18 protein-coding genes are annotated in these 18,635 nt (G+C 72.5%); 8 read left to right on the top strand and 10 right to left on the bottom strand.

The genetic code is table 11. The features are described 5' to 3' along the window. Positions 1-10: 10 nt before the first annotated feature. From OHU35_RS21965 to OHU35_RS21955, 3 genes are all read right to left on the bottom strand, one after another. Complete coding sequence (locus tag OHU35_RS21965) at positions 11-577, bottom strand: tellurite resistance TerB family protein (RefSeq protein ID WP_189725523.1); 567 nt, start codon at positions 575-577, stop codon at positions 11-13. Between the two features lie 193 nt (positions 578-770). Continuing rightward, positions 771-2,663 carry a glycine-rich protein gene (locus tag OHU35_RS21960; protein ID WP_405506494.1) on the bottom strand — a complete coding sequence of 631 codons (1,893 nt, stop codon included), beginning with the start codon at positions 2,661-2,663 and terminating at the stop codon, positions 771-773. 108 nt (positions 2,664-2,771) lie between these two features. Beyond that, the gene (locus OHU35_RS21955) at positions 2,772-4,553 is read right to left on the bottom strand and encodes an ABC transporter ATP-binding protein (RefSeq protein WP_405506492.1); all 1,782 of its coding nucleotides are present in this window, start codon (positions 4,551-4,553) and stop codon (positions 2,772-2,774) included. Positions 4,554-4,657: 104 nt separating this feature from the next. On the opposite strand from OHU35_RS21955, the gene OHU35_RS21950 reads away from it, so the two are divergent. The 3 genes from OHU35_RS21950 to OHU35_RS21940 all read left to right on the top strand — a co-directional run bounded on the left by OHU35_RS21950 (position 4,658) and on the right by OHU35_RS21940 (position 7,418). Next, positions 4,658-5,233: a TetR/AcrR family transcriptional regulator gene (locus OHU35_RS21950; protein ID WP_189725522.1), complete on the top strand. Its 576-nt coding sequence runs from the start codon at positions 4,658-4,660 to the stop codon at positions 5,231-5,233. A 153-nt stretch (positions 5,234-5,386) separates the two neighbouring features. Continuing rightward, entirely contained in the window at positions 5,387-6,781 is a 1,395-nt protein-coding gene (locus OHU35_RS21945) for a glycoside hydrolase family 43 protein (protein WP_359891028.1), read from the top strand. Positions 6,782-7,055: 274 nt separating this feature from the next. After that, on the top strand, positions 7,056-7,418 hold the full coding sequence (locus OHU35_RS21940) for a DUF1304 domain-containing protein (protein WP_189725520.1): 363 nt from the start codon (positions 7,056-7,058) through the stop codon (positions 7,416-7,418). 18 nt (positions 7,419-7,436) lie between these two features. On the opposite strand, the gene OHU35_RS21935 is transcribed toward OHU35_RS21940, so the two are convergent. Both OHU35_RS21935 and OHU35_RS21930 read right to left on the bottom strand, forming a co-directional pair. After that, positions 7,437-7,850, bottom strand: coding sequence for a DUF5994 family protein (locus tag OHU35_RS21935; RefSeq protein WP_189725519.1), 414 nt, complete (start codon positions 7,848-7,850; stop codon positions 7,437-7,439). A 136-nt stretch (positions 7,851-7,986) separates the two neighbouring features. After that, positions 7,987-8,838 carry a hypothetical protein gene (locus OHU35_RS21930; protein ID WP_405506489.1) on the bottom strand — a complete coding sequence of 284 codons (852 nt, stop codon included), beginning with the start codon at positions 8,836-8,838 and terminating at the stop codon, positions 7,987-7,989. 130 nt (positions 8,839-8,968) lie between these two features. Here OHU35_RS21930 and OHU35_RS21925 point away from each other — a divergent pair, with 130 nt between their 5' ends. Further along, positions 8,969-9,343: a DUF6479 family protein gene (locus tag OHU35_RS21925; RefSeq protein ID WP_189725517.1), complete on the top strand. Its 375-nt coding sequence runs from the start codon at positions 8,969-8,971 to the stop codon at positions 9,341-9,343. A gap of 46 nt (positions 9,344-9,389) precedes the next feature. After that, a complete protein-coding gene (locus OHU35_RS21920; protein WP_359891032.1) occupies positions 9,390-9,878 on the top strand; it encodes a hypothetical protein in 489 nt (162 codons plus the stop codon). A 162-nt stretch (positions 9,879-10,040) separates the two neighbouring features. Here the strand turns inward: OHU35_RS21920 and OHU35_RS21915 are convergent, their stop codons facing one another. Together OHU35_RS21915 and OHU35_RS21910 are read right to left on the bottom strand one after the other, a co-directional pair. Further along, the gene (locus OHU35_RS21915; protein WP_405506487.1) at positions 10,041-10,784 is read right to left on the bottom strand and encodes a carboxypeptidase regulatory-like domain-containing protein; all 744 of its coding nucleotides are present in this window, start codon (positions 10,782-10,784) and stop codon (positions 10,041-10,043) included. Between the two features lie 181 nt (positions 10,785-10,965). Further along, positions 10,966-12,648 (bottom strand): glycoside hydrolase family 13 protein, encoded by a 1,683-nt coding sequence (locus OHU35_RS21910; protein WP_405506485.1) that lies wholly within the window; start codon positions 12,646-12,648, stop codon positions 10,966-10,968. Between the two features lie 285 nt (positions 12,649-12,933). Here OHU35_RS21910 and OHU35_RS21905 point away from each other — a divergent pair, with 285 nt between their 5' ends. After that, positions 12,934-13,881, top strand: coding sequence for an LAETG motif-containing sortase-dependent surface protein (locus tag OHU35_RS21905; RefSeq protein ID WP_405506484.1), 948 nt, complete (start codon positions 12,934-12,936; stop codon positions 13,879-13,881). A 128-nt stretch (positions 13,882-14,009) separates the two neighbouring features. Here the strand turns inward: OHU35_RS21905 and OHU35_RS21900 are convergent, their stop codons facing one another. Then, a complete protein-coding gene (locus OHU35_RS21900; RefSeq protein ID WP_359891041.1) occupies positions 14,010-14,507 on the bottom strand; it encodes a DUF2975 domain-containing protein in 498 nt (165 codons plus the stop codon). A 59-nt stretch (positions 14,508-14,566) separates the two neighbouring features. Beyond that, positions 14,567-15,523, bottom strand: a complete 957-nt coding sequence (locus tag OHU35_RS21895) for a nucleoside hydrolase (protein ID WP_359891044.1) — start codon at positions 15,521-15,523, stop codon at positions 14,567-14,569. Positions 15,524-15,682: 159 nt separating this feature from the next. Here OHU35_RS21895 and OHU35_RS21890 point away from each other — a divergent pair, with 159 nt between their 5' ends. Next, entirely contained in the window at positions 15,683-16,240 is a 558-nt protein-coding gene (locus OHU35_RS21890) for a pyridoxamine 5'-phosphate oxidase family protein (RefSeq protein WP_189725510.1), read from the top strand. 20 nt (positions 16,241-16,260) lie between these two features. Here the strand turns inward: OHU35_RS21890 and thrS are convergent, their stop codons facing one another. Then, positions 16,261-17,481, bottom strand: coding sequence for a threonine--tRNA ligase (gene thrS / locus OHU35_RS21885; protein ID WP_405506481.1), 1,221 nt, complete (start codon positions 17,479-17,481; stop codon positions 16,261-16,263). 353 nt (positions 17,482-17,834) lie between these two features. Between thrS and OHU35_RS21880 the strand changes: the two genes are divergently transcribed. Next, a complete protein-coding gene (locus OHU35_RS21880) occupies positions 17,835-18,620 on the top strand; it encodes a hypothetical protein (protein WP_405506479.1) in 786 nt (261 codons plus the stop codon). Positions 18,621-18,635: the final 15 nt, after the last annotated feature.

Below are 18,635 nucleotides of genomic sequence, written 5' to 3'. Positions count from 1 at the left end.
GGTCCGCGGGTCAGAGCTGGAACTCGGCGGGAGACACCCCCAGCGCGGCGCAGGCCTCGCGCAGGACCGTCGCCTCGGCCTGGGAGAAGTGGCCGTCGGCCCCGGCGATGACCATGCCGGTCTGGATCACGGCCCTGGCCTCGGTGGGCTTCTTGGCGGCCTTGGCGATCTCCTGCATCGCCTCGGTCTTGCCGTGCTGGAAGTTCATCGTCAGCTGGTCCACATGCTTGTTGAAGCGCTGGCGCAGCTGCTCCGGCGGGAAGTTCTGCAGCACGTCGTTGCTCAGGATCATCGACTCGACCTGCTGCCGCTCGGACGGATCCACCTGCCCGTCGGCCGCCGCGACCAGGGCACACATCGCCATGCTCGCGTCCCGGTAGGCACCGCTCTTCAGCTCGTTCTTCAGCGACCCGAGCTGCGTCTTGAACAGGCCGACCAGCTGCGCCTTGCTGCCACCGCCGGACCGCGAACCCGAGCTGTGCCCACCGCTCGCGCCGTGCCCGCCCGTCGCGCCGTGCCCGCCCTGGTTCTGCTGGAAGGCCTTGGCCTGGTCCTTGAGCTTGTCCCACACTGCCATTGAGTCACCTCGGTGTTAGTCGGAGTCATCTCACGAACCCGCTCCCGCGCGCTCAACGGATCAACGCCCGACCCGCAGGCAAAGGTTCCGCAAAACGCGCCCCTCTCTCATCTGCCACTTCTCTCACGGCCGAAACGGCGACTGCCCGCACCCGTGATCGGGTGCGGGCAGTCGTGACGGCCCGGTGTCGGGCTCAGTCGCGCGAGCGGAGCTTCAGGCGCGGGGCGAAGCGGAACGCCGCGAAGCCCACCGTGGCCAGGGCCGCGGCCGCCGCGAGCAGGAGGCCGATGCCGCCCGCGCCGGTCGAGGCGAGGCTGCCGCCGTCGAGGTTCGTCGACGTGCCGCCGCCCGTGCTCGTACCGCTGCCGCCGGTCGTCCCGGACTCACTCGCGCTGGGCGAGGGGCTCGGGTCGGCCGAGGGGCTCGGGTCGGCCGAGGGGCTCGGGTCGGCCGAGGGGCTCGGGGAGGGCGAGCCGGACTCGTCGTCACCGGCGACGACCTCGACCGCGAACTGGGTCATGGCGTCACCGACGGATGCGGCCACGGTGTACGTGCCGATGCCCTCACCGGCGGTCAGGGGCGGGGCCGTCGCCTTGCCCGCCGCGTCGGTCTTGACGCGGACGACCTGCTCGCCGTCCTCGAAGCGGGGCGCGTCGTCGCTGTCGTCCTCGACCCGGAACTCCACCTCCGTACCGGCCGGTGCCGAGGCACCCGACCTGACCACGCGGGCCTGGAGGGCGTCCGCGAAGGCCTTGCCCTGTTCGGCCCGCTGGTCGTCGCCGCCCGCGACGGACACGACGTAGGCGGACTTCTTCACCTTCACCGTGAAGACCGTCGACACACCGTCGGCCGCGGCGCGGACCGTGAACTCGCCTTCCTTGCCGCCCACCTCGAGCGGTGCGGTCTCGGCGCGTCCTCGTGCGTCGGTCGGCACGGCCAGCTTCGTGGTGTCGGGGCCGTTCTTGATGAAGAAGAAGGCTCCCAGCTTGTCCGGGTCCTCGATCGTGAAGGTCACGGAGGCGTTCTCGACCGGCTTGCCGGCCTTGTCCCGGGCCACCACGGCCATCGGGTCGGCGCCGGCGCCCGGCTGGGTGGTCTGGTCGGAGCCGGAGACCTGGGTCAGTTCCGCGATCGCGGAGGTCCTCCACTGGAACACGATCCGCCCGTCGCCGGAGCGGTCTTTGTTGACGCCGCCCTCGGCGATGCCGCCGCGCACCGGCTCGCCGGAGGCCTGCCAGAAGGGGTCGCTCTTCGCGGGGGCCACCGTGCGGGTGCCGCTGAGCAGACGGGCGTCGCTCACGCGGGCCGCGTCGACGTAGCTGCTGCCGCCCGCGCCACTGCCGACCCCGCCCGGGGCCTCGTCCGTACCGCCGCCACCGCCGCCGCCCGCGTAACCCGCGCCGCCGCCACCGCCTTCGCCGCCCGAACCGGAGCCGCCCGCACCGCCCTTGCCGCCCCCGGAGGCGTCGGCGCCCGCGGAACCGTTGCCGCCGCCCGCGCCGCCGGTGGCACCGACCGCGCCCTTGCCGCCGCGCTCCGACTCGGTGTCGTCCTGGCCGCGCTCACCGCCGCCGGGGCCACCCTGGCCGGCGTCCATGGTGCCGTACCCACCGCCGCCGCCACCGGCCGCGATGAGCAGCGGCTTCCCGTCGGCGGTGCGGACGCCGCTGCTGTTGCCGCCGACCGCGGAGTACTTGCCGCCCGCGCCGCCGAGCGCGTCACCGAAGCGCTGGACGCCGACGGCGAGCGACAGCCGCTCCCCGGACGTGACGCGGAGCGTGCCCGCGGTGTAGCCGCCCGCGCCGCCATTGGCGTGGGGGGTGCCCTCGCCGCCCTGGCCCCATGCCCGCACGTCCAGCGCCGTGACACCGGCCGGGACCTGGAACTCCTCGCGAACGCCGGTCGGATCGAACAGACGGCACCCGGAGAACCCCTCCGTCGGCGTGCACGCCTTCCCGGCGGGCACGGCGGCACCGGCGGCCGAACCCCCCGCCAAAGCCGTCCCCCCGGTCACCGCCAGCAGCGTCAACGCGGCCGCGCCGCGCCGGAATCTGGTCCGGCGCGGCACAGCGGAATCGTGATGCATCAAGAAAACTCCCCAACTTGTCACAAGCTCCCCCCCAGGGAGCCATGAAACGCTCGATCAGAATCGAACAAGACCAGTGAGACAGCTGATCAAACCTGGGGCTGCCGGTCAACCGAGAATGGTTGATTCCGGACGGCCGGCGGGGGCCGCGATGCGCAGGGCCTCCACCAGCTCCCGATACAGCGTGTCCGTGGCGAGCAGTTCCCCGTGGCTGCCCCGGGCCCGGACCCGGCCCGCCTCCATCACGACGATGGTGTCCGCGTCGATCACGGTCGACAGCCGGTGGGCGATCGTGACCACGGCACCGGTGGCCGCGCGGGCGCGGACGCAACTCTGCACGGCGGCCTCGGTGAGCCCGTCGAGCTGGGCCGTCGCCTCGTCCAGCAGCAGCACGTCCGGCGTGCGCAACAGGGCCCGGGCCAGGGCGATGCGCTGCCGCTCGCCGCCCGACACGGCCGCGCCGGACAGGGGCGTGTCGAGCCCGTCGCCCAGGGCGTCGACCTTCTCGGCCAGCCGTACCTCGTCCAGGACCCGGCGCAGTTCCGCGTCCGTCGCGTCGGGGCGGGACAGCAGCAGGTTGTCGCGGATCGTCCCGGGCACGACCGGGGTGTCCTGCTCGACGTACGCCAGGCGCGACCGGATCTCGTCGTGGCTGTGGCCGCGGTAGGGGCGGCCGTCCAGGAGCAGTTCGCCGCCGGTCGGCTCCAGGAAGCGCAGCACCAGGGAGAACAGGGTCGTCTTGCCCGCACCCGAAGGTCCGACGATCGCGGTGTGCCCGTGCCGCGGGATGACCAGGTCGACCCCGCGCACCGCCGGTTTCGCGTCGGGGCCGTAGGCCGCGGTGACGGCCCTCAGTTCCAGTACGGGGGTGTCCTGTACGGACGTCTTCTCCACGACGACGACGGCCTCCTGGACCGGACCCTCGCGCACCGCCCCCTCCTCCGAGTCCAGCTCATCCGTCTCCCGGATCCGCTCCGCCGCCGCGATCCCGGACTGGAGCGTGGTGATGTTCTGGCTGAGTTCGCTGATCGGGTCCATCAGCCCGAACGCGTAGAGCAGGAACGCGATGAGGCTGGAGACCTCGAGGTCCCCCTCGGCGACCCGCCAGGCACCCACGCCCAGGACCAGGATGATCGCCAGCTGGATGCCGGCCAGCGCGATCGTCCAGGCCAGGGCCTCGCGGCGATTCGCGCGGACGCCGTGCTCGGCGGAGACGCGCGCGTCGGCCACGATGCGCTCGGCCGTGCGGTCCTCGGCCCGGCCGGCCTTCACCGTGCGGATCGCGCGCAGCGCGCCCTCCAGATTGCCGCCGAGCCGTCCGAGGTGGTCCTGGGCGCGCTGCTGCGCGGTCGCGATCCCGGGCATGAGGACGGCGAACAGGACGCCGACCACCGCCACCGCCGCCGCGACCGTGCCCAGCAGCACCAGGTCGAGGACGCCCATGAGGACCAGGGTCCCGAGGAGCATGACCACCGCGTTGATCAGGCCGACCGGGGCGCCGGTGGCGGCCTGGTGCAGCAGGACCGTGTCGGAGGTGACGCGGGTGACGAGTTCGCCGGGCGGGCGCCGGGTGACGGCGGGGACGGTGGCCCGCAGGAAACGCCGCACCATCGACTCACGGGCCCGGAGCACCACACGCTCGCCCAGCGCGCCGAGCAGCGTCCACTGCCAGTACATGACGGCACTGCCGACCACCAGCAGAAGCAGCAGCGCCAGCAGCGGCCCCCGCAGCGAGTCCGAGCCGCCGAGCGCGTCGAGCACGCCCTTCGTGACCATCGGGGTGGCCAGCCCCATCCCCGACCCCACCAGGGCGAGGACGAGGGCCAGGGCCAGGGAGCGCTGGTGCGGCCGGGCGAACGACCAGAGGATCCGCAGCCGCGGAACGGACACTTTGGGAGACGCACCATCCGGAACAGTCATGCTGCTGAATGGAACACTGATGTTCCATAACGGTCAAGAGATTTTCATCATGGAAGACGCGCTACCGTATGCGCATGGTTGAGGAGCGGAGCGGGGCGGCCGGAAGCGGGACACGGGCACGCACGCGGCGCGCCATCATCGACGCCGCCATCGGCCTGCTGGCCGGTGACCCGACCGCGTCGCTCGGCGATGTCGCCGCGGCGGCGGGTGTGGGGCGTACGACGGTCCACCGCTACTTCCCCGAGCGCTCCGACCTCCTCACGGCCATCGGCACGGACATCCTGGAGAAGGTCGCGGCGGCGACCGAGCGCGCCCGGCTCGACGACGGCCCGGCCGCCAAGGCCCTGGAGCGGCTCTGCCAGGAGTACTTCGAGCTCGGCGACGGCCTCACGCTGATGTTCGAGACGCCGCAACTGGCGACCTGGTCCGGCTGGGACGAGGAGACCGCCGCCGACCAGCACTTCCTGCACACGGTCCGGCGCGGGCACACGGACGGCAGCATCGACCCCGAGCTGGACGACGAGTGGGTCCGCAACCTGGTCTGGTCCCTGCTGTACTCGGCCTGGGCACACACCCGCACCGCCGGCGCCTCGAAGCACTCCGCCATGACGCTGTGCCTGCACACCCTGCGGAAGGCCATCGCCCCGTAGATCCCGCCGCGTCGGGGATTTCCTCGTCGCGTCCGACTCATTGACGGCACACGACTCCCGGCCCTACCGTCTGGCCGAATTGCCGAACCTCGTTCGCAATCTCGAACGCGAACATGCTGCACTCCGTACCCCCCGACGGAAGGCCGAGCCGCCATGACCTCCCCCCGCAGACCCTCCCGCCGCCATGTCCTCGGCATGGCCGCGACCCTGCCGCTCGCTCTGACCACCGACCTGGCCCTGGGCGCCGGCGGGGCAGGCGCGGCGACGGGCCCGGCGTATGTGATGGCCTCCTTCACCGAGTCCCCGAACGGACTCGGCACCGACTACGGCCTGCATCTCGCCGTCAGCCTCGACGGCCTGGAGTGGACGCCGCTGAACCAGAACAGGCCGGTGGTCACGCCCACCCAGGGCGCCGGCGGCCTGCGCGACCCGTTCGTCCTGCGCAAGCAGGACGGCACGTTCGTCGTGCTGGCCACCGACCTGAAGGGCACCGACTGGAGCCGCAACAGCCAGTACATCCACGTCTGGGACTCCGCCGACCTGCGCTCCCTCACTGGCTACCGCCTGCTGAAGCTGCACGACATGACCACCCACAGCTGGGCCCCGGAGGCCTTCTGGGACGCCTCGCGCGGGCAGTACGGGGTCGTCTACTCGTCGGTCAACGCGAGCGGCCACAACGTGCTGATGGTCAACTACACGACCGACTTCCGTACGGCCTCCGCGCCCCAGGTCTTCTTCGACCCGGGCTACGACGTGATCGACGGCAGCCTCGCCCTCGGTGTCGGCGGCACGAACTACATGTACTTCAAGGACAGTTCGAAGCAGACTCTGGTCGGCGCCCGGTCCGCGACCCTCGCCCCGGGCAGCTGGCAGGTCTTCAGCACGCCGGTGGCCCACGGCGGCACCGAGGCGCCGATCCTGGTGCGGTCGCAGTCGACCGGCACCTGGTACCTCTGGGGCGACACCTACACGCCCAACGGCGTCTTCTACGCCTGGCAGACCACCGACCTGGCCTCCGGCACCTGGACGCCGGTCGACCAGCGCCGCTACACCCAGCCGGTGAACTCCAAGCACGGCAGCATCGCGCCGCTCACGGGCACGCAGTACGACAACCTCCTCGCGCACTGGGGAGCCCCGGCCTGGAACCGGCTCAAGTCGTACAACCACCCGGACCGCTACGTCCGTCACTCCGGTTTCGCGGGCCGGATCGACCCCTACCCCTTCGACCCGTACACCGACGCCCAGTGGAAGCTCGTCCCCGGCCTCGCCGACGCGTCGGGGGTGTCCTTCCAGTCGGTCAACTACCCGGAGCGGTACCTGCGGCACTACGGCTACGCGCTGCGGCTCGACGTCAATGACGGCACCTCGGCGTTCGCCGGAGACGCCACGTTCCACAAGGTCGCCGGGCTCGCGGACGCCTCCTGGACGTCGTTCCGCTCGTACAACAACCCGACGCGCTACATCCGCCACGCCGACTACGCCCTGCGCATCGACCCCGTCTCCACCGCCACGGACCGGGCGGACGCGACGTTCCGTATCGGCTACTGACCCGCGGTCGAGCAGGGAAGGCGGGAAGGCCGGGCCGGGCTCCCGAGCGGCACACGCGGGGACGCGTCGGCCCGGACCGGCCTTCCACTGCCCGCAATCTGCCACCCGGCACCGCCCGCCGCCTCCCGGGGAGGCCCGAACGAGGACGGCGGAGCGAGGACGGCGGGGTGAGGACGGCGGGGTGAGGACGGCGGAGTGAGGTTCGGCGGGGTGAGGACGGCGGGGTGAGGCTGGTCGGGCGAGGACGGCGGAGCGCGCCTGGGATGATGCGTGCATGTCGACCCTCGCCACCCTCGCGGTGCTGGCTCTCGCCGCCCTCCACGCCTACATCCTGGTGCTGGAGATGTTCCTGTGGACCACTCCGCGCGCCCGCGCCGCCTTCGGCACCACCGCCGAGTTCGCGGCGGAGACGAAGGCCCTGGCCGCCAACCAGGGCCTCTACAACGGCTTCCTCGCGGCCGGCCTGCTGTGGGGCGCGGTGGCGTCCGACCCGGTGGGCTTCCAGGTCTCGGTGTTCTTCCTGGTGTGCGTGGCGGTCGCGGGGGTCTACGGCGCGGCCACCGCCAGCCGGAAGATCCTCTTCGTGCAGACCGTCCCGGCGCTGGTCGCCCTGGCCCTGGTGCTGATCGCGCACTGAGCGGGCAGGGGCCGGGCGTCACGCGCCCTGTGTGACGGCCCGCTCCATCAGCAGGTCCGCCTCCGCCTGAGCCGTCGCGGGCGGCACCACCAGCAGGTCGTAGCGGCCCCGGCCGGGTGCGAGCAGGCAGACGGTGTGGGGGGCGGTGGGCGAGTCGGTGTGACCGACGTGCACCGTCTGCCCGGCGACGACCATCTGCTCCGGGCAGTCCGGCCAGGTGTCGCCGTGGACCAGGACGCTGCTGATGCGCCCCCACGCGCGCGGCAGCACGCCCAGCAACCCGGCCAGCTCCTCCGCCAGGTCGTCCGAGCGGGGCCACCACGCCCCGTCGATCCGGCGTGCCGTACGGCCGAAGCGCGTGGGCTCGGCGAGCCGCAGCCGGACGTCCCGCGGTGCGGGGAGCGGCGGCGGGGACGAGGAGGCGGACGTCATCGGGGCTCCTGCTGTGAACGGGGGGACGTGGCCAGGAGACCGTTCAGCCACCGGTGGTTGCGACATACCCCCGGTCTCTCCACCGTACGCCGCAGGGCGGTGCGGGAGCAGGGCCGCCCGCACCGCCCGCCGCCGGTCAGAGGCCGTAGCGGTTCTTCAGATGGCGCCAGAAGTCACGCGCCATCCACTTGTCGAACTCGGTGATCTGCGTGGCGCTGCCCGCCTTCATCAGGAAGCAGCACTGGCCGGTCGGCGACCAGTCGTAGAAGTCGTCGAGGCCGAAGGTGTGGCCGACCTCGTGCAGGTAGATGTGGATGTTCTCCTGGTTGAGGGCGCCGGTGAAGTACTCCTGGCCCATGCGCTGGCCCCAGTCGCCGCCCGCGCCGCCGCCGAAGCCCTTGGTCAGCCACAGTGACTGGTCGTAGTGGCGGGCGGCGCCGCCCGGACACTTCGAGTAGTTGCCGTCCTGGTGGAAGAAGCGGCCGCAGTCCGGGGCGCACTGCGGGGCGCCGCCGCCGTCGAGATTGCCGGTGTAGATGTCGACGGAGTTGTCGGTCCACTGGAGGGTGGAGCGGTTCTTGACGGCCCAGCCGACGATGTTGACCGGGACGTTGGTGTACGGCCAGGCGTTGTGCCCCTTGCCGTTCTCGGTCATGCCCGTCATCCACTTGCCGAACTGCTTCTTCAGCGCCGCGTGGATCCGGTCGCGCAGGGCGGCGCTGACCGGGGCGTCGGACTCCCAGCGGACGCAGTAGTTGACGCTGCCCCGGTTGGCCATGACCTGGTCCCAGCCGTAGTTCCGGAAGCCGTACAGGTTCGGGTAGGTCGTCTCGACGTGCCGCCAGACCTCGTTCAGGGGCTGGACGAGGTTCGCGGGCGGGTTCCACTCGTCGGCGGCCTGCGCCTTGCCGTTGGCCAGGCCGGGCGTCGCGAAGACCGCGGCCAGGACGGCGAGCACGGTGATCAGTCGCGCGAGATGTCTGCGCATGGTGATCTCCCTCGTGTGGGGGACGGGGTATCACCGTGAGGTCGTCACCGGCGCGGCAGAGGTTGCTGCCCTGCACTTGCCGTCGGACATTCCGGGCGCTTTATGGCATTCCGTCGGCGATAATCGGAGTATGAAAACGGCCACGTATGAACTGCTGGCGGCGTCGTCGGATCACGCGATCGCCGTGACCATCGCCTTCGTCTGCGGGCTGATCGTGGCCTGCGCCCTGATCTGGGCCGTACGGGTCGGGATGCGGGTCATGGACAAGGACACCCACCACCCCGGCCTGGAGGAACAGCCACACGTCCCGGACGGCGGGCCGGTCCACGAGATGCGTGAGAGGCGCGAGCCCGACGAGATGCCGATCACGACGAAGGACGGCGACCGGATCCTGCCTCACGACCTCCACCACGCGAGCACCAGGACGGGCAAGGACCAGAATCCGCGCCGTTGGTCGCCCGGATCCAGCGGATCCTTCGGCGGCGGCGGCCTCGGACGCACGTGACGCCGTAGGCCGGGCCCTGCGGGCCGACGGCCAACCGGGAGGCTTTATGGCTGCCCGCCACCGGACGCGCTGGGCGACGGGCGGGGCGGCGCTGGCGCTCGCCCTGGCCGCCGCGCTCACCGGCTGCAGCGGCTACGACAGCCCCTCCGACACCGCCAGCAAGGCGGAGTCGGCGGTCGGGTCGATCGCCTCGGGCGCCTCCGAGGCGGTCGAGTCGGCCACGGCGGAGGCCCAGCGCCGGCTCGACGACATCCAGGACGGCATCGACGTCAAGGGCGACGTGAAGGCCGCCCCGCCCACCGTCGGCTCCGACGGCCGGGCCCGGTCCGAGGTCACCGTCGACAACACCGACGACGCGGCCCGGTCCTTCGCCGTCCAGGTCAACTTCACCGACGCCGGGAACCAGCTGATCGACACGGTCATCGTCACGGTGAGCAACGTGCAGGCGGGCCACTCCGCCACGGCCACCGCCCGCGGTACGCACGACGTGTCCGGCGAGGTCGGGGCAGAGGTGGCCCGGGCCGTGCGCTACTGAACGACGCCGGACCGCGTCACCGCGACATCGGCACGGTCATCACCAACGCCCGACACACACAGCCAGGCCACCCCACCACCGCCACTGCCCCCAACACACACCCTGCCCGGCGAGACCCGGACGAAGGACCGCGACATCGGCACGGTTTACCCGGGCCGTGCGCTACCGACCGACGCCGGACTCCCTCACCGCGATGTCGATCTGCTCGCTCATGGCGCTCACCCCGTTCAGGGTGGCGACCGCCTGGAGGCGGTTGGCGCCCGCCGGAAGGGCCGGGGCCGGGGTGCACGCCCAGGTGCCGTCGCGGGCGGCCGTCGTCGCGCAGGCCTCGCGGTCGTCCTTGTCACGGACGGTGACCTGGGCGCCCGGGTGCGCCTTGCCTGCGATCTCCGGCCGGGCGTGCAGCGGCACGCCGGACAGCGGACGGGTCAGCGTCGGCCCGGCCAGGCCCACGGTGACGGCACACCGGCCGGCGGCCCGCCGCACGCCGCGCGCGTCGGTGATCCGCAGGGCGCAGTCCCGCAGCCGTGTGCCGGGCACGGCGCCCGCGGGCACCGCCAGCACGAACGGGAACGTACGGCCCCGCCAGGACGGTCCGGTCGCGTCGCCGGTGACGGTGTACGTCCCGCTGCGGCCGTCGGCGGCGACCGAACCGCGGTAGCCGGACGCGCCGAGCGGCGTGTCCGTCACCCGGGTCCCGCGGGGCGCGGTCAGCGTCAGCGTGGCTCCCGCGCCCGGCGCCGACCCCAGGTAGCCGGCGACCTCGACGATGCCCTCCCGCCCGGGCGCGATGACCGCCGCACCCCACAGCCCGCCACCCTCGGCGGCCGCGGGCGCCCCCGGAACCGCGAGCACCCCGACGACCACTACCCCCGCCACGGCTGCTGTCCTGCTGTACCTGTTCATCGCGGACGTGACTCCCTGTACGGACGTCGACGGCACTCCGCCACCCATCCTCCCGGCCACCCCCGCAGCCAACCCGCGCTGATCCGCCGCCCGGGTGGCCCACGCCCCCAAAGGGGCGCGGGGAACTGCGCGACCAGCCACGACGCCGCCGCACACAAAAGACGACCCACCCGCGGAGCGCTCAGCGTCCGAGCCACACCGTGGTGTCCGGCCCAAGCCGACCGTCCTCCAGCGGCGCGCTGCTCAGCAGCACCTCACCCGCGGGCAGCGGGACCGCCGCACCGGACAGGTTCGTCACGCACCGCCAGCCCTCACCGCGGTCGAACCGGAGCACCCCGTCCGGGGCGTCCGCGGCCCAGGTCAGCTCCTCTCCGGCAAGGAGCTTGCGGCGCAGTCTGAGGGCCGTGCGGTACAGCTCCAGGGTGGAACCCTCCACCCCGTCCTGGGCCGAGACGGCGTACGCGGCGAAGCCGGACGGCTGCGGCAGCCAGGCGCCGCCCGGCCCGAAGCCGTACGACGGTCCGGCCGTCGTCCACGGCAGCGGCACCCGGCAGCCGTCGCGGCCCTTGCGGACATGGCCCGTCTGCTCCCAGATCGGGTCCTGGAGCACCGCGGTGGGCAGGTCGGCGACCTCGGGCAGGCCGAGTTCCTCGCCCTGGTAGACGTACGCCGAGCCGGGCAGCGCCAGCATCAGCAGGGTGGCCGCCCGGGCCCGGCGCAGACCGGCCGCCTCGTCGACGGCCGGGGCGCGACCGTCGGCGAGGAGCCAGGCGTTGAGGTCGGTGCCGGGCGGCAGCATCAGCCGGGAGGCGTGGCGTACGACGTCGTGGTTGGAGAGCACCCAGGTGGCCGAGGCGCCTGCGGCCCGGGCGGTGGCGAGCGAGTCGGTGATGACCTGCCTCAGCTCGCCGGCGTCCCAGCCGGCCTCCAGATACTCGAAGTTGAAGGCCTGCCCCAGCTCGTCCGGACGGGCGTACAGCGCACGCCGGGCGCCCGGCACCCAGGCCTCGGCGACGGCCATGCGCGGCGGACGGTAGGCGTCGAGGATCTTGCGCCAGTCGCGGTAGATCTCGTGCACGTCGTCCCGGTCGTAGAGGGGGTGCGTGCCCGGCGGCAGGCCGGCGAGCGCCTCCTCGCCGCCCGACGCGTGCGTGCCGAGGTCGCGCAGCGGCTCGCTCAGGTCCTTGACCAGGGCATGGGCGACGTCGATGCGGAAGCCGTCGACCCCGCGGTCGGACCAGAAGCGCAGGGTGGTGCGGTAGTCGGCGCGGACCTCCTGGTTCTCCCAGTTGAGGTCGGGCTGCTCGGGGGCGAACAGGTGCAGGTACCACTGCCCGTCGGGGACGCGCTTCCAGGCGCTGCCGCCGAAGACGGACTGCCAGTCGCTGGGCGGGAGTTCGCCGTGCTCGCCGCGGCCGTCGCGGAAGACGTAGCGGTCGCGGGCCGCCGAGCCGGGGCCGGCGTGCAGGGCCTCCTGGAACCAGACGTGCTGGTGCGAGGAGTGGTTGGGCACGATGTCGACGATGACCTTCAGACCGAGGCGGTGGGCCTCGGCGACCAGGGCGTCGAAGTCGTCGAGGGTGCCCAGGCGCGGGTCGACGTCTCTGGGGTCGGCGACGTCGTAGCCGCCGTCGGCGAGCTCGGACGGGTAGAAGGGGCTGAGCCACAGGGCGTCCACGCCCAGGGCGGCGAGGTGGGTGAGGCGGCGGGTGATGCCGCGCAGATCACCGAGTCCGTCGCCGTCGGCGTCGGCGAAGCTGCGGGGATAGACCTGGTAGACGACGGCCTGCCGCCACCAGTCGGGATCCCGGGACGACAGGTCGAGAGTGGAGCGATCGGTCACGCGGTCTCCTTCGCGGGGCATACGGGCGACAGCATTGAATCTGTCCAGAATGCCGGAAAAAGGAAACATCAGGGAGGTCGGAGTGATCCATTCCCGCTGTGATGAAAGTGTGATGGAGGAGTAACTTCCTTTGCATACCCGCAGGTTGACAGCGTGCTGCGGCGCCGCCACGATGAGGTCGCACTGTGGCGCATGTGACCAATGAGCCCAGTGTTTCTCAGACCACTCACCCCGGTACGGCCGGCCGCCGCGTGCTGCCCTGCTGCCGTCACCCGGGTTCCGGCACACGCCAAGAAATGGGATCGCATGTCCATAGCGAGACGTGTCACCGCGCGACGCCTGCTGGGGACGGGCGCCGCGGCCCTCGCCCTCTGCGCCGCCTCCGCCACCACCGCCTTCGCGCACGGTACGCCCGGCGGCGACGGCTGGTCGTCCGGCGGCAGCTACAAGCCCGGGACGGGCGCGGGGACGGAGACCGGCACCGACCGCTGCCAGTTCTCGCTCGACGGCACGAACTTCTACGACTCGGTGAAGGTCGACGACCAGAACCTGAAGCCCACCGAGGACGGCAAGGTCCACATCAAGGTCCGCACCGCCGGTGACGCGGCCACCTGTACGGCCTCCCTCGCCTCCTACCTCGCCCACGGCGCGACCTTCGGGACCTCGGGCGAGCAGGTGTTCGTCGACTTCGACACGGTGACGGTCAAGCCGGGCGGCACCGACTCGCTCGACATCGCCATCCCGGACAAGGGCTGCTTCGGGCAGATCGACCTCTACCGGGGCGCGGTGAAGTTCGACGGCGAGCTGGGCGCGAAGGACGGCTTCGAGCACGGCGAGCTGCCCAAGGGCCCGGACCGCCCGGTCATCAAGGACAAGCTGATCGCGGCCTGGAACGGCGGCACGAAGGACTGCACGCAGACGCCTCCGCCCGCGGAGACGCCGCCTCCGTCCAGCCCGCCCGCCGGCCCCTCGGAGCCGCCGACCGAGCAGACGACGCCGCCGGCCCCGTCGGAGCCGTCCGAGCCCTCGTCCCCGCCGGCGACGGACACGGACACGCCCACCCCGTCCGAGTCCGAGTCCTCGACGCCCCCGGCCCCCAAGCCGAACGGCGGTGGCGGCGACCTCGCCGAGACCGGCGCCAACAGCAGCACCGGCCCGATCGCCTTCGGCGCGGCGGCCCTGCTGGCGGGCGGCGCGGCCATGATGATCGTCACCCGCCGCCGCACGGCGAAGCGAAACGCCTCCGGCGTCTGAGCCAGGCCCCGCCGGTGAAGCCCTGCCCTGCCACCACGGCAGGCCAGGGCCACCGACCCTGAGCCAGGCCCCCCTACCCCCCGCCCTGCCGACACCCCTCCATGCCTGCGGCAGGGCGGGGTTCGGCGTCAGACGACCTCGGCCATCTCGGCCTGCAGGCTGGTCGCCTTGCGCAGCAGACTCCGCATGACGACCATCAGCATCGCGAAGGCCGCCCCGACGGCGACTCCCGCCGTCGCGGCGACCAGGGCGCTCTCGACGTCCATGCCGTCGCCGGGAGAGGGGATCTCCGCGACGGTCAGATGCCCGGCGACCCCGAGCGCCAGGACGGTCGCCACGACCGAGGCGCCGATGATGACGTCGACCCACCGGAAGGCCCGCGGCGTGAAGATCGCGTCCCGCTGCACCATCGTGAGCAGCATCCACACGGCGACGAGCGCGACCTGCACGCAGACGACCCCCACGATCGCCACGGCCGAATAGGGCGTGGCGAACGGAGCGTAGGGCGGGAAACGGTCGACCTCGTCGGCCGCCGTCGTCGGTATGACCACGAACTGCCCGAAGAGCCCGACCAGGACCGCGAAGCCGATACCGGCTCGGAGCGCGGCGATGAGGAAGCCATTCATATATCGATTCTCGATCGGTATCGATCGAAAGTCAATCGATCCCCGCGCCGCTTCCCGCCCTACAGCGTCTTCAGGTACAGGTTGACGTACCGCTCCACGTCCACGTCCAACGCCACGTCCACCAGGGGCTGTTCGCGCGTCCCCTCGTGGATCTCGGACTCCCCGGGGCGCGGGCGGCGGTCGACGATCGTCTGGCCGCGGGCGGGCCCGGGGGCCAGGACGACCTCGACCGGCAGGGCCTCGGTGGTGATGCCCTTCGGGTCGACGACCGCGCAGATCGCGCCCGCGTCGCCGAGACCACCCATCGGCGTGGGGTCGCCCGAGGTCGCCGGATCGCGGTGGGCGAGCAGCTCACCGGCCAGCCGCAGACTCGGTTCCGCGCTGGTCCGCAGCCGCTGCACCTCCCCGGCGGGCACCAGGACCCTCTTGAAGACGTCCAGGCCGTACATCGTGATCGGCACCCCCGCGGTGAGCAGGACCGCGGCGGCCTCCGGGTCGTGCCACACGTTGAACTCCGCGACCGGCGTGGCGTTCCCGGTCGCCACCGCGCCGCCCATGAACACGATCCGCTCGATGTTGCGGGTCACCTCGGGGTGCGTCCGCAGCAGCAGCGCGATGTTCGTCAGGGGCGCGGTGGGGATGAGCGTGACCGGCCGCGGCGAGGCAAGGATCTCGCGGCGCAGCAGCGTCACCGCGTCCACGTCGACCGGCACACGGGTCGGCGCGGGCAGCCCCAGATCCCCCATGCCGTCCTCCCCGTGCACATGCCGCGCCGTCCGCACGGGTTCGATCAGCGGCCGCTCGGCGCCTCGGGCCACGGGGATGTCACCGGCACCGGCCACCTCCAGCACGGTCAGCGTGTTGCGGACGACCCCGTCCACGTCGGTGTTCCCGGCCACGCAGGTGATCGCGCGCACGTCGAGCGCCGGATGCCGTACGGCGAACAGCAGGGCGAGGGCGTCGTCGACGCCGGTGTCACAGTCGATGATCACCGGGATGGGCTGACCGTCCGTCACGGCGAGGGCTCCTTCCACTGGTCCCGGGCTGGGCTCCTACGAGCGACCTTACGCGCCCCTCGAACGGGCGAACCGACGCCGGGGCGCACACGGGAAGGACGTAGGGAGACCGCTGGGAGTACGACAGCAGCGACAGCAGAGGACGACAGGAGAGACGCCATGCCGGCACCAGGTCCCGCGCAGCAGCCCACCACCGAACTCGACCCCCGCTACAGCTCCGCGCTCAACCCCCGCCCGGGCGCCTCGGGCGTCACCGCCACCCAGTGGGACGAGGCGCAGCGGCGGCTGGGGGCCGCCGAGATCTTCTGGGTGTCCACGGTCCGGCCCGACGGCAGGCTGCACGTCACGCCCGTCATCGCCGCCTGGCACGACGGGGTGCTGTACTTCTCCACCGGCCGGCAGGAGCAGAAGGCGAAGAACCTCGCGCGGGACGCGCACTGCGCGCTGACCACCGGGGCGAACTCCCTCACCGAGGGCTTCGACCTCGTGGTGGAGGGCAGAGCACGCCCCGTCGCCGACCCGGCGCTGCTGGAGGAGGTCATCGCGGCGTACGAGGAGCAGTACGGGGCGCACATCACCTCCCCCGAGGGCACCTTCCACGGCATCGGCGACGCCTTCCGCAGGGGCGATGACGTCGTGTACGCGGTGGCCCCGGACACGGCATACGGCTTTGGGCGGGACAACGGGATCTACTCCCATACGCGTTGGTCGTTCTGAGCCCGTCCCCTGAGCCCGTCCTACGACCGGTCCCACAGGCCGGTGCCGCGGGACGCCACCCGGTCGGCGATCCGCCGCAGCAGTTCGGCGGTGGGGAGGGCGGGGGGCTGGTGGCCGTCGCGCAGGCGCGGGGACACGAGGTCCGCCGCGGCCTCCCGCTGTCCGATCACCGCCTGGTACGGGACCAGCCGGGCGGCCCGGATACGGGCGCCGAGGGTGCCCTGCTCGGGGCCCGCCACCTCGGCGCGCAGGCCGAGTTCGCGGGCCCGTCGGGCGAGGGCGTGGGCGTGGTCCGCCTGGTCCTCCGCGACCGGCAGGACGACCAGCTGCACCGGCGCCAGCCACGCCGGGAACGCGCCGCCGTGGGTCTCCAGAAGATGCGCCACCGCGCGTTCCACGCTGCCGATGACGCTGCGGTGCACCATGACCGGGCGGTGCTTCGCCCCGTCCGCGCCGATGTAGTGCAGGTCGAAGCGTTCGGGCTGGTGGAAGTCGATCTGGACGGTGGACAGGGTGGTCTCGCGGCCGGCCGGATCGGTGATCTGGACGTCGATCTTGGGGCCGTAGAACGCCGCCTCGCCCTCGGCGGCCTCGTAGGGGACGCCGGAGCCGTCCAGGACCTCCCGCAGCAGGGCGGTGGCCCGCCGCCACAGGTCCGGGTCGGCCACGTACTTGCCGCCCTCGCCGGGCAGCGAGAGACGGTGGCGGGACGCGCGGATGCCCAGGTCCGCGTAGGCGCGGCCGATCAGCTCCAGCGCGGCTCGCGCCTCCTCGACGGCCTGTTCCAGGGTGCAGAAGATGTGCGCGTCGTTGAGGGTGATGGCCCGCACTCGGGTCAGCCCGCCGAGGACCCCGGACAGCTCCGAGCGGTACATACCGCCCAACTCGGCCATGCGTAGGGGGAGTTCACGGTAGCTGTGGGAGCGGGAGCGGTAGATGAGGGCGTGGTGGGGGCAGAGGCTGGGGCGCAGCAGGACCTGTTCCGCGCCCAGGTCCATCGGCGGGAACATGTCGTCGCCGTAGTGGTCCCAGTGGCCGGAGATCTCGTACAGCTCGCGTTTGCCGAGGGCGGGTGAGTACACGTGCCGGTAGCCGGCCCGCCGTTCCGCCTCGCGGATGTACTCCTCCAGGGTGTGCCGCACGACCGCTCCGTCGGGCAGCCAGTACGGCAGCCCGGCGCCCATCAGCGGGTCGGTGTCGAAGAGGTTCAGTTCGCGGCCGAGCCTGCGGTGGTCGTGCATGGTGGTCTCCCTCGGATCTGAGGCGAGCACCGCGCGACGAAGCCCCGGGGCACTCGCCCCGGGGCTTCGGACATCTGGGTCAGCTGTCAGCGCGCCGGGACACTCTCCGGCGTCGTCGTGAGAGACGGGAACGGCTGGGCGCGCTGCATGGGCGTGACCGTAACAGGGCGTCGGCGCCCGGGCGACGGATTTTCCGTCCTCACCCGAACAGCCCGTCGCACTGGTGTGCCGCCCGTCGCGGTGGTGCCGTATGAGCACAGACGCGATCACAGATGCGATCTCAGACCCGATCTCGGAGAGCCCGCCCGCCAGAAGGCGCCTCCTTGATGAGCCCCGTGCAGGAGGCACCCCCGATGACCCACCCTCCGGCCACCGCCCGTGTCCTCCTCGCCTCCGCGCTGTCCGTGACCGGACTGCTGACCACGGCCGCCTGTTCCGTCGAGGAGCCGCGGCCCCGGTGGTTCTCCGCCTCCGCCCCCGCCTCGGCCGCCTCGCCCGCCGTCGAGCAGCCCGCGGGCTCCGGGGCCGCGCTCACCGAGGCCCAGGCCCAGGCCGCGCTGATCACCGAGGCCGATCTGGGCGAGCCGTGGGGGCCGACGCGAGGGGCCAGGACCTGGCGGGACGGGCTGCTCAAGGCGACCACGGAGAAACGGGACTGCCAACGGCTGCTCGACGCCCTCTACGCCGAGGACCTCTTCGGCCCCCCGAAGGGCCCGCACGCGGTGTCCGCGCTCGACGACGCCGACACCGACGCCCAGTTGCGCTACCAGGTCGCCGCCCACCCCCCGGCGGACGTCGACCGTGCCCTCGACTGGCTGAAGTCGCTGCCGGGCAAATGCGGGCAGTTCATGGCCGCGACCACGCGCGGCGGCATCCAGACCGTCGAGGTCAGCAGGATGCCGCTGCCTCCGGTGGGCAACGCCCGCCAGGCCCTGCGGGTGACGCTGGCCGGCGAGACGGAGGAGGGGGAGCTGACGTACCTCACCATGGACCTCGCCGCCGCGCGCGTCGGCGAGGAGGCCATCACCGTCACCAACGCCGGCCTCGACGAGGTGCACGCGAAGGTCACGCAGCAGACCGTGCAGCTCGGGGTACAGCGGCTGACCGATCTAAGAAAGCAGGGCCGGGCGCAGATCTGACCGGCTCACCGGCCG

The organism is Streptomyces purpurascens, assembly GCF_045040895.1.
Classification (GTDB): domain Bacteria; phylum Actinomycetota; class Actinomycetes; order Streptomycetales; family Streptomycetaceae; genus Streptomyces; species Streptomyces purpurascens.
The sequence above is the reverse complement of the archived record's forward strand: the minus strand, read 5'-3'. Positions and strand labels throughout refer to the sequence as shown.

What these genes read in the sequence shown, in the direction of transcription:
- OHU35_RS21965 (WP_189725523.1), bottom strand. Translation starts at nt 577, where the DNA reads ATGGCAGTGTGGGACAAGCTCAAGGACCAGGCCAAGGCCTTCCAGCAG.
- OHU35_RS21930 (WP_405506489.1), bottom strand. Translation starts at nt 8,838, where the DNA reads ATGCGCAGACATCTCGCGCGACTGATCACCGTGCTCGCCGTCCTGGCC.
- OHU35_RS21960 (WP_405506494.1), bottom strand. Translation starts at nt 2,663, where the DNA reads ATGCATCACGATTCCGCTGTGCCGCGCCGGACCAGATTCCGGCGCGGC.
- OHU35_RS21890 (WP_189725510.1), top strand. Translation starts at nt 15,683, where the DNA reads ATGCCGGCACCAGGTCCCGCGCAGCAGCCCACCACCGAACTCGACCCC.
- OHU35_RS21940 (WP_189725520.1), top strand. Translation starts at nt 7,056, where the DNA reads ATGTCGACCCTCGCCACCCTCGCGGTGCTGGCTCTCGCCGCCCTCCAC.
- OHU35_RS21880 (WP_405506479.1), top strand. Translation starts at nt 17,835, where the DNA reads ATGACCCACCCTCCGGCCACCGCCCGTGTCCTCCTCGCCTCCGCGCTG.
- OHU35_RS21950 (WP_189725522.1), top strand. Translation starts at nt 4,658, where the DNA reads ATGGTTGAGGAGCGGAGCGGGGCGGCCGGAAGCGGGACACGGGCACGC.
- OHU35_RS21925 (WP_189725517.1), top strand. Translation starts at nt 8,969, where the DNA reads ATGAAAACGGCCACGTATGAACTGCTGGCGGCGTCGTCGGATCACGCG.
- OHU35_RS21900 (WP_359891041.1), bottom strand. Translation starts at nt 14,507, where the DNA reads ATGAATGGCTTCCTCATCGCCGCGCTCCGAGCCGGTATCGGCTTCGCG.
- thrS (WP_405506481.1), bottom strand. Translation starts at nt 17,481, where the DNA reads ATGCACGACCACCGCAGGCTCGGCCGCGAACTGAACCTCTTCGACACC.
- OHU35_RS21920 (WP_359891032.1), top strand. Translation starts at nt 9,390, where the DNA reads ATGGCTGCCCGCCACCGGACGCGCTGGGCGACGGGCGGGGCGGCGCTG.
- OHU35_RS21935 (WP_189725519.1), bottom strand. Translation starts at nt 7,850, where the DNA reads ATGACGTCCGCCTCCTCGTCCCCGCCGCCGCTCCCCGCACCGCGGGAC.
- OHU35_RS21910 (WP_405506485.1), bottom strand. Translation starts at nt 12,648, where the DNA reads ATGCCCCGCGAAGGAGACCGCGTGACCGATCGCTCCACTCTCGACCTG.
- OHU35_RS21915 (WP_405506487.1), bottom strand. Translation starts at nt 10,784, where the DNA reads ATGAACAGGTACAGCAGGACAGCAGCCGTGGCGGGGGTAGTGGTCGTC.
- OHU35_RS21945 (WP_359891028.1), top strand. Translation starts at nt 5,387, where the DNA reads ATGACCTCCCCCCGCAGACCCTCCCGCCGCCATGTCCTCGGCATGGCC.
- OHU35_RS21905 (WP_405506484.1), top strand. Translation starts at nt 12,934, where the DNA reads ATGTCCATAGCGAGACGTGTCACCGCGCGACGCCTGCTGGGGACGGGC.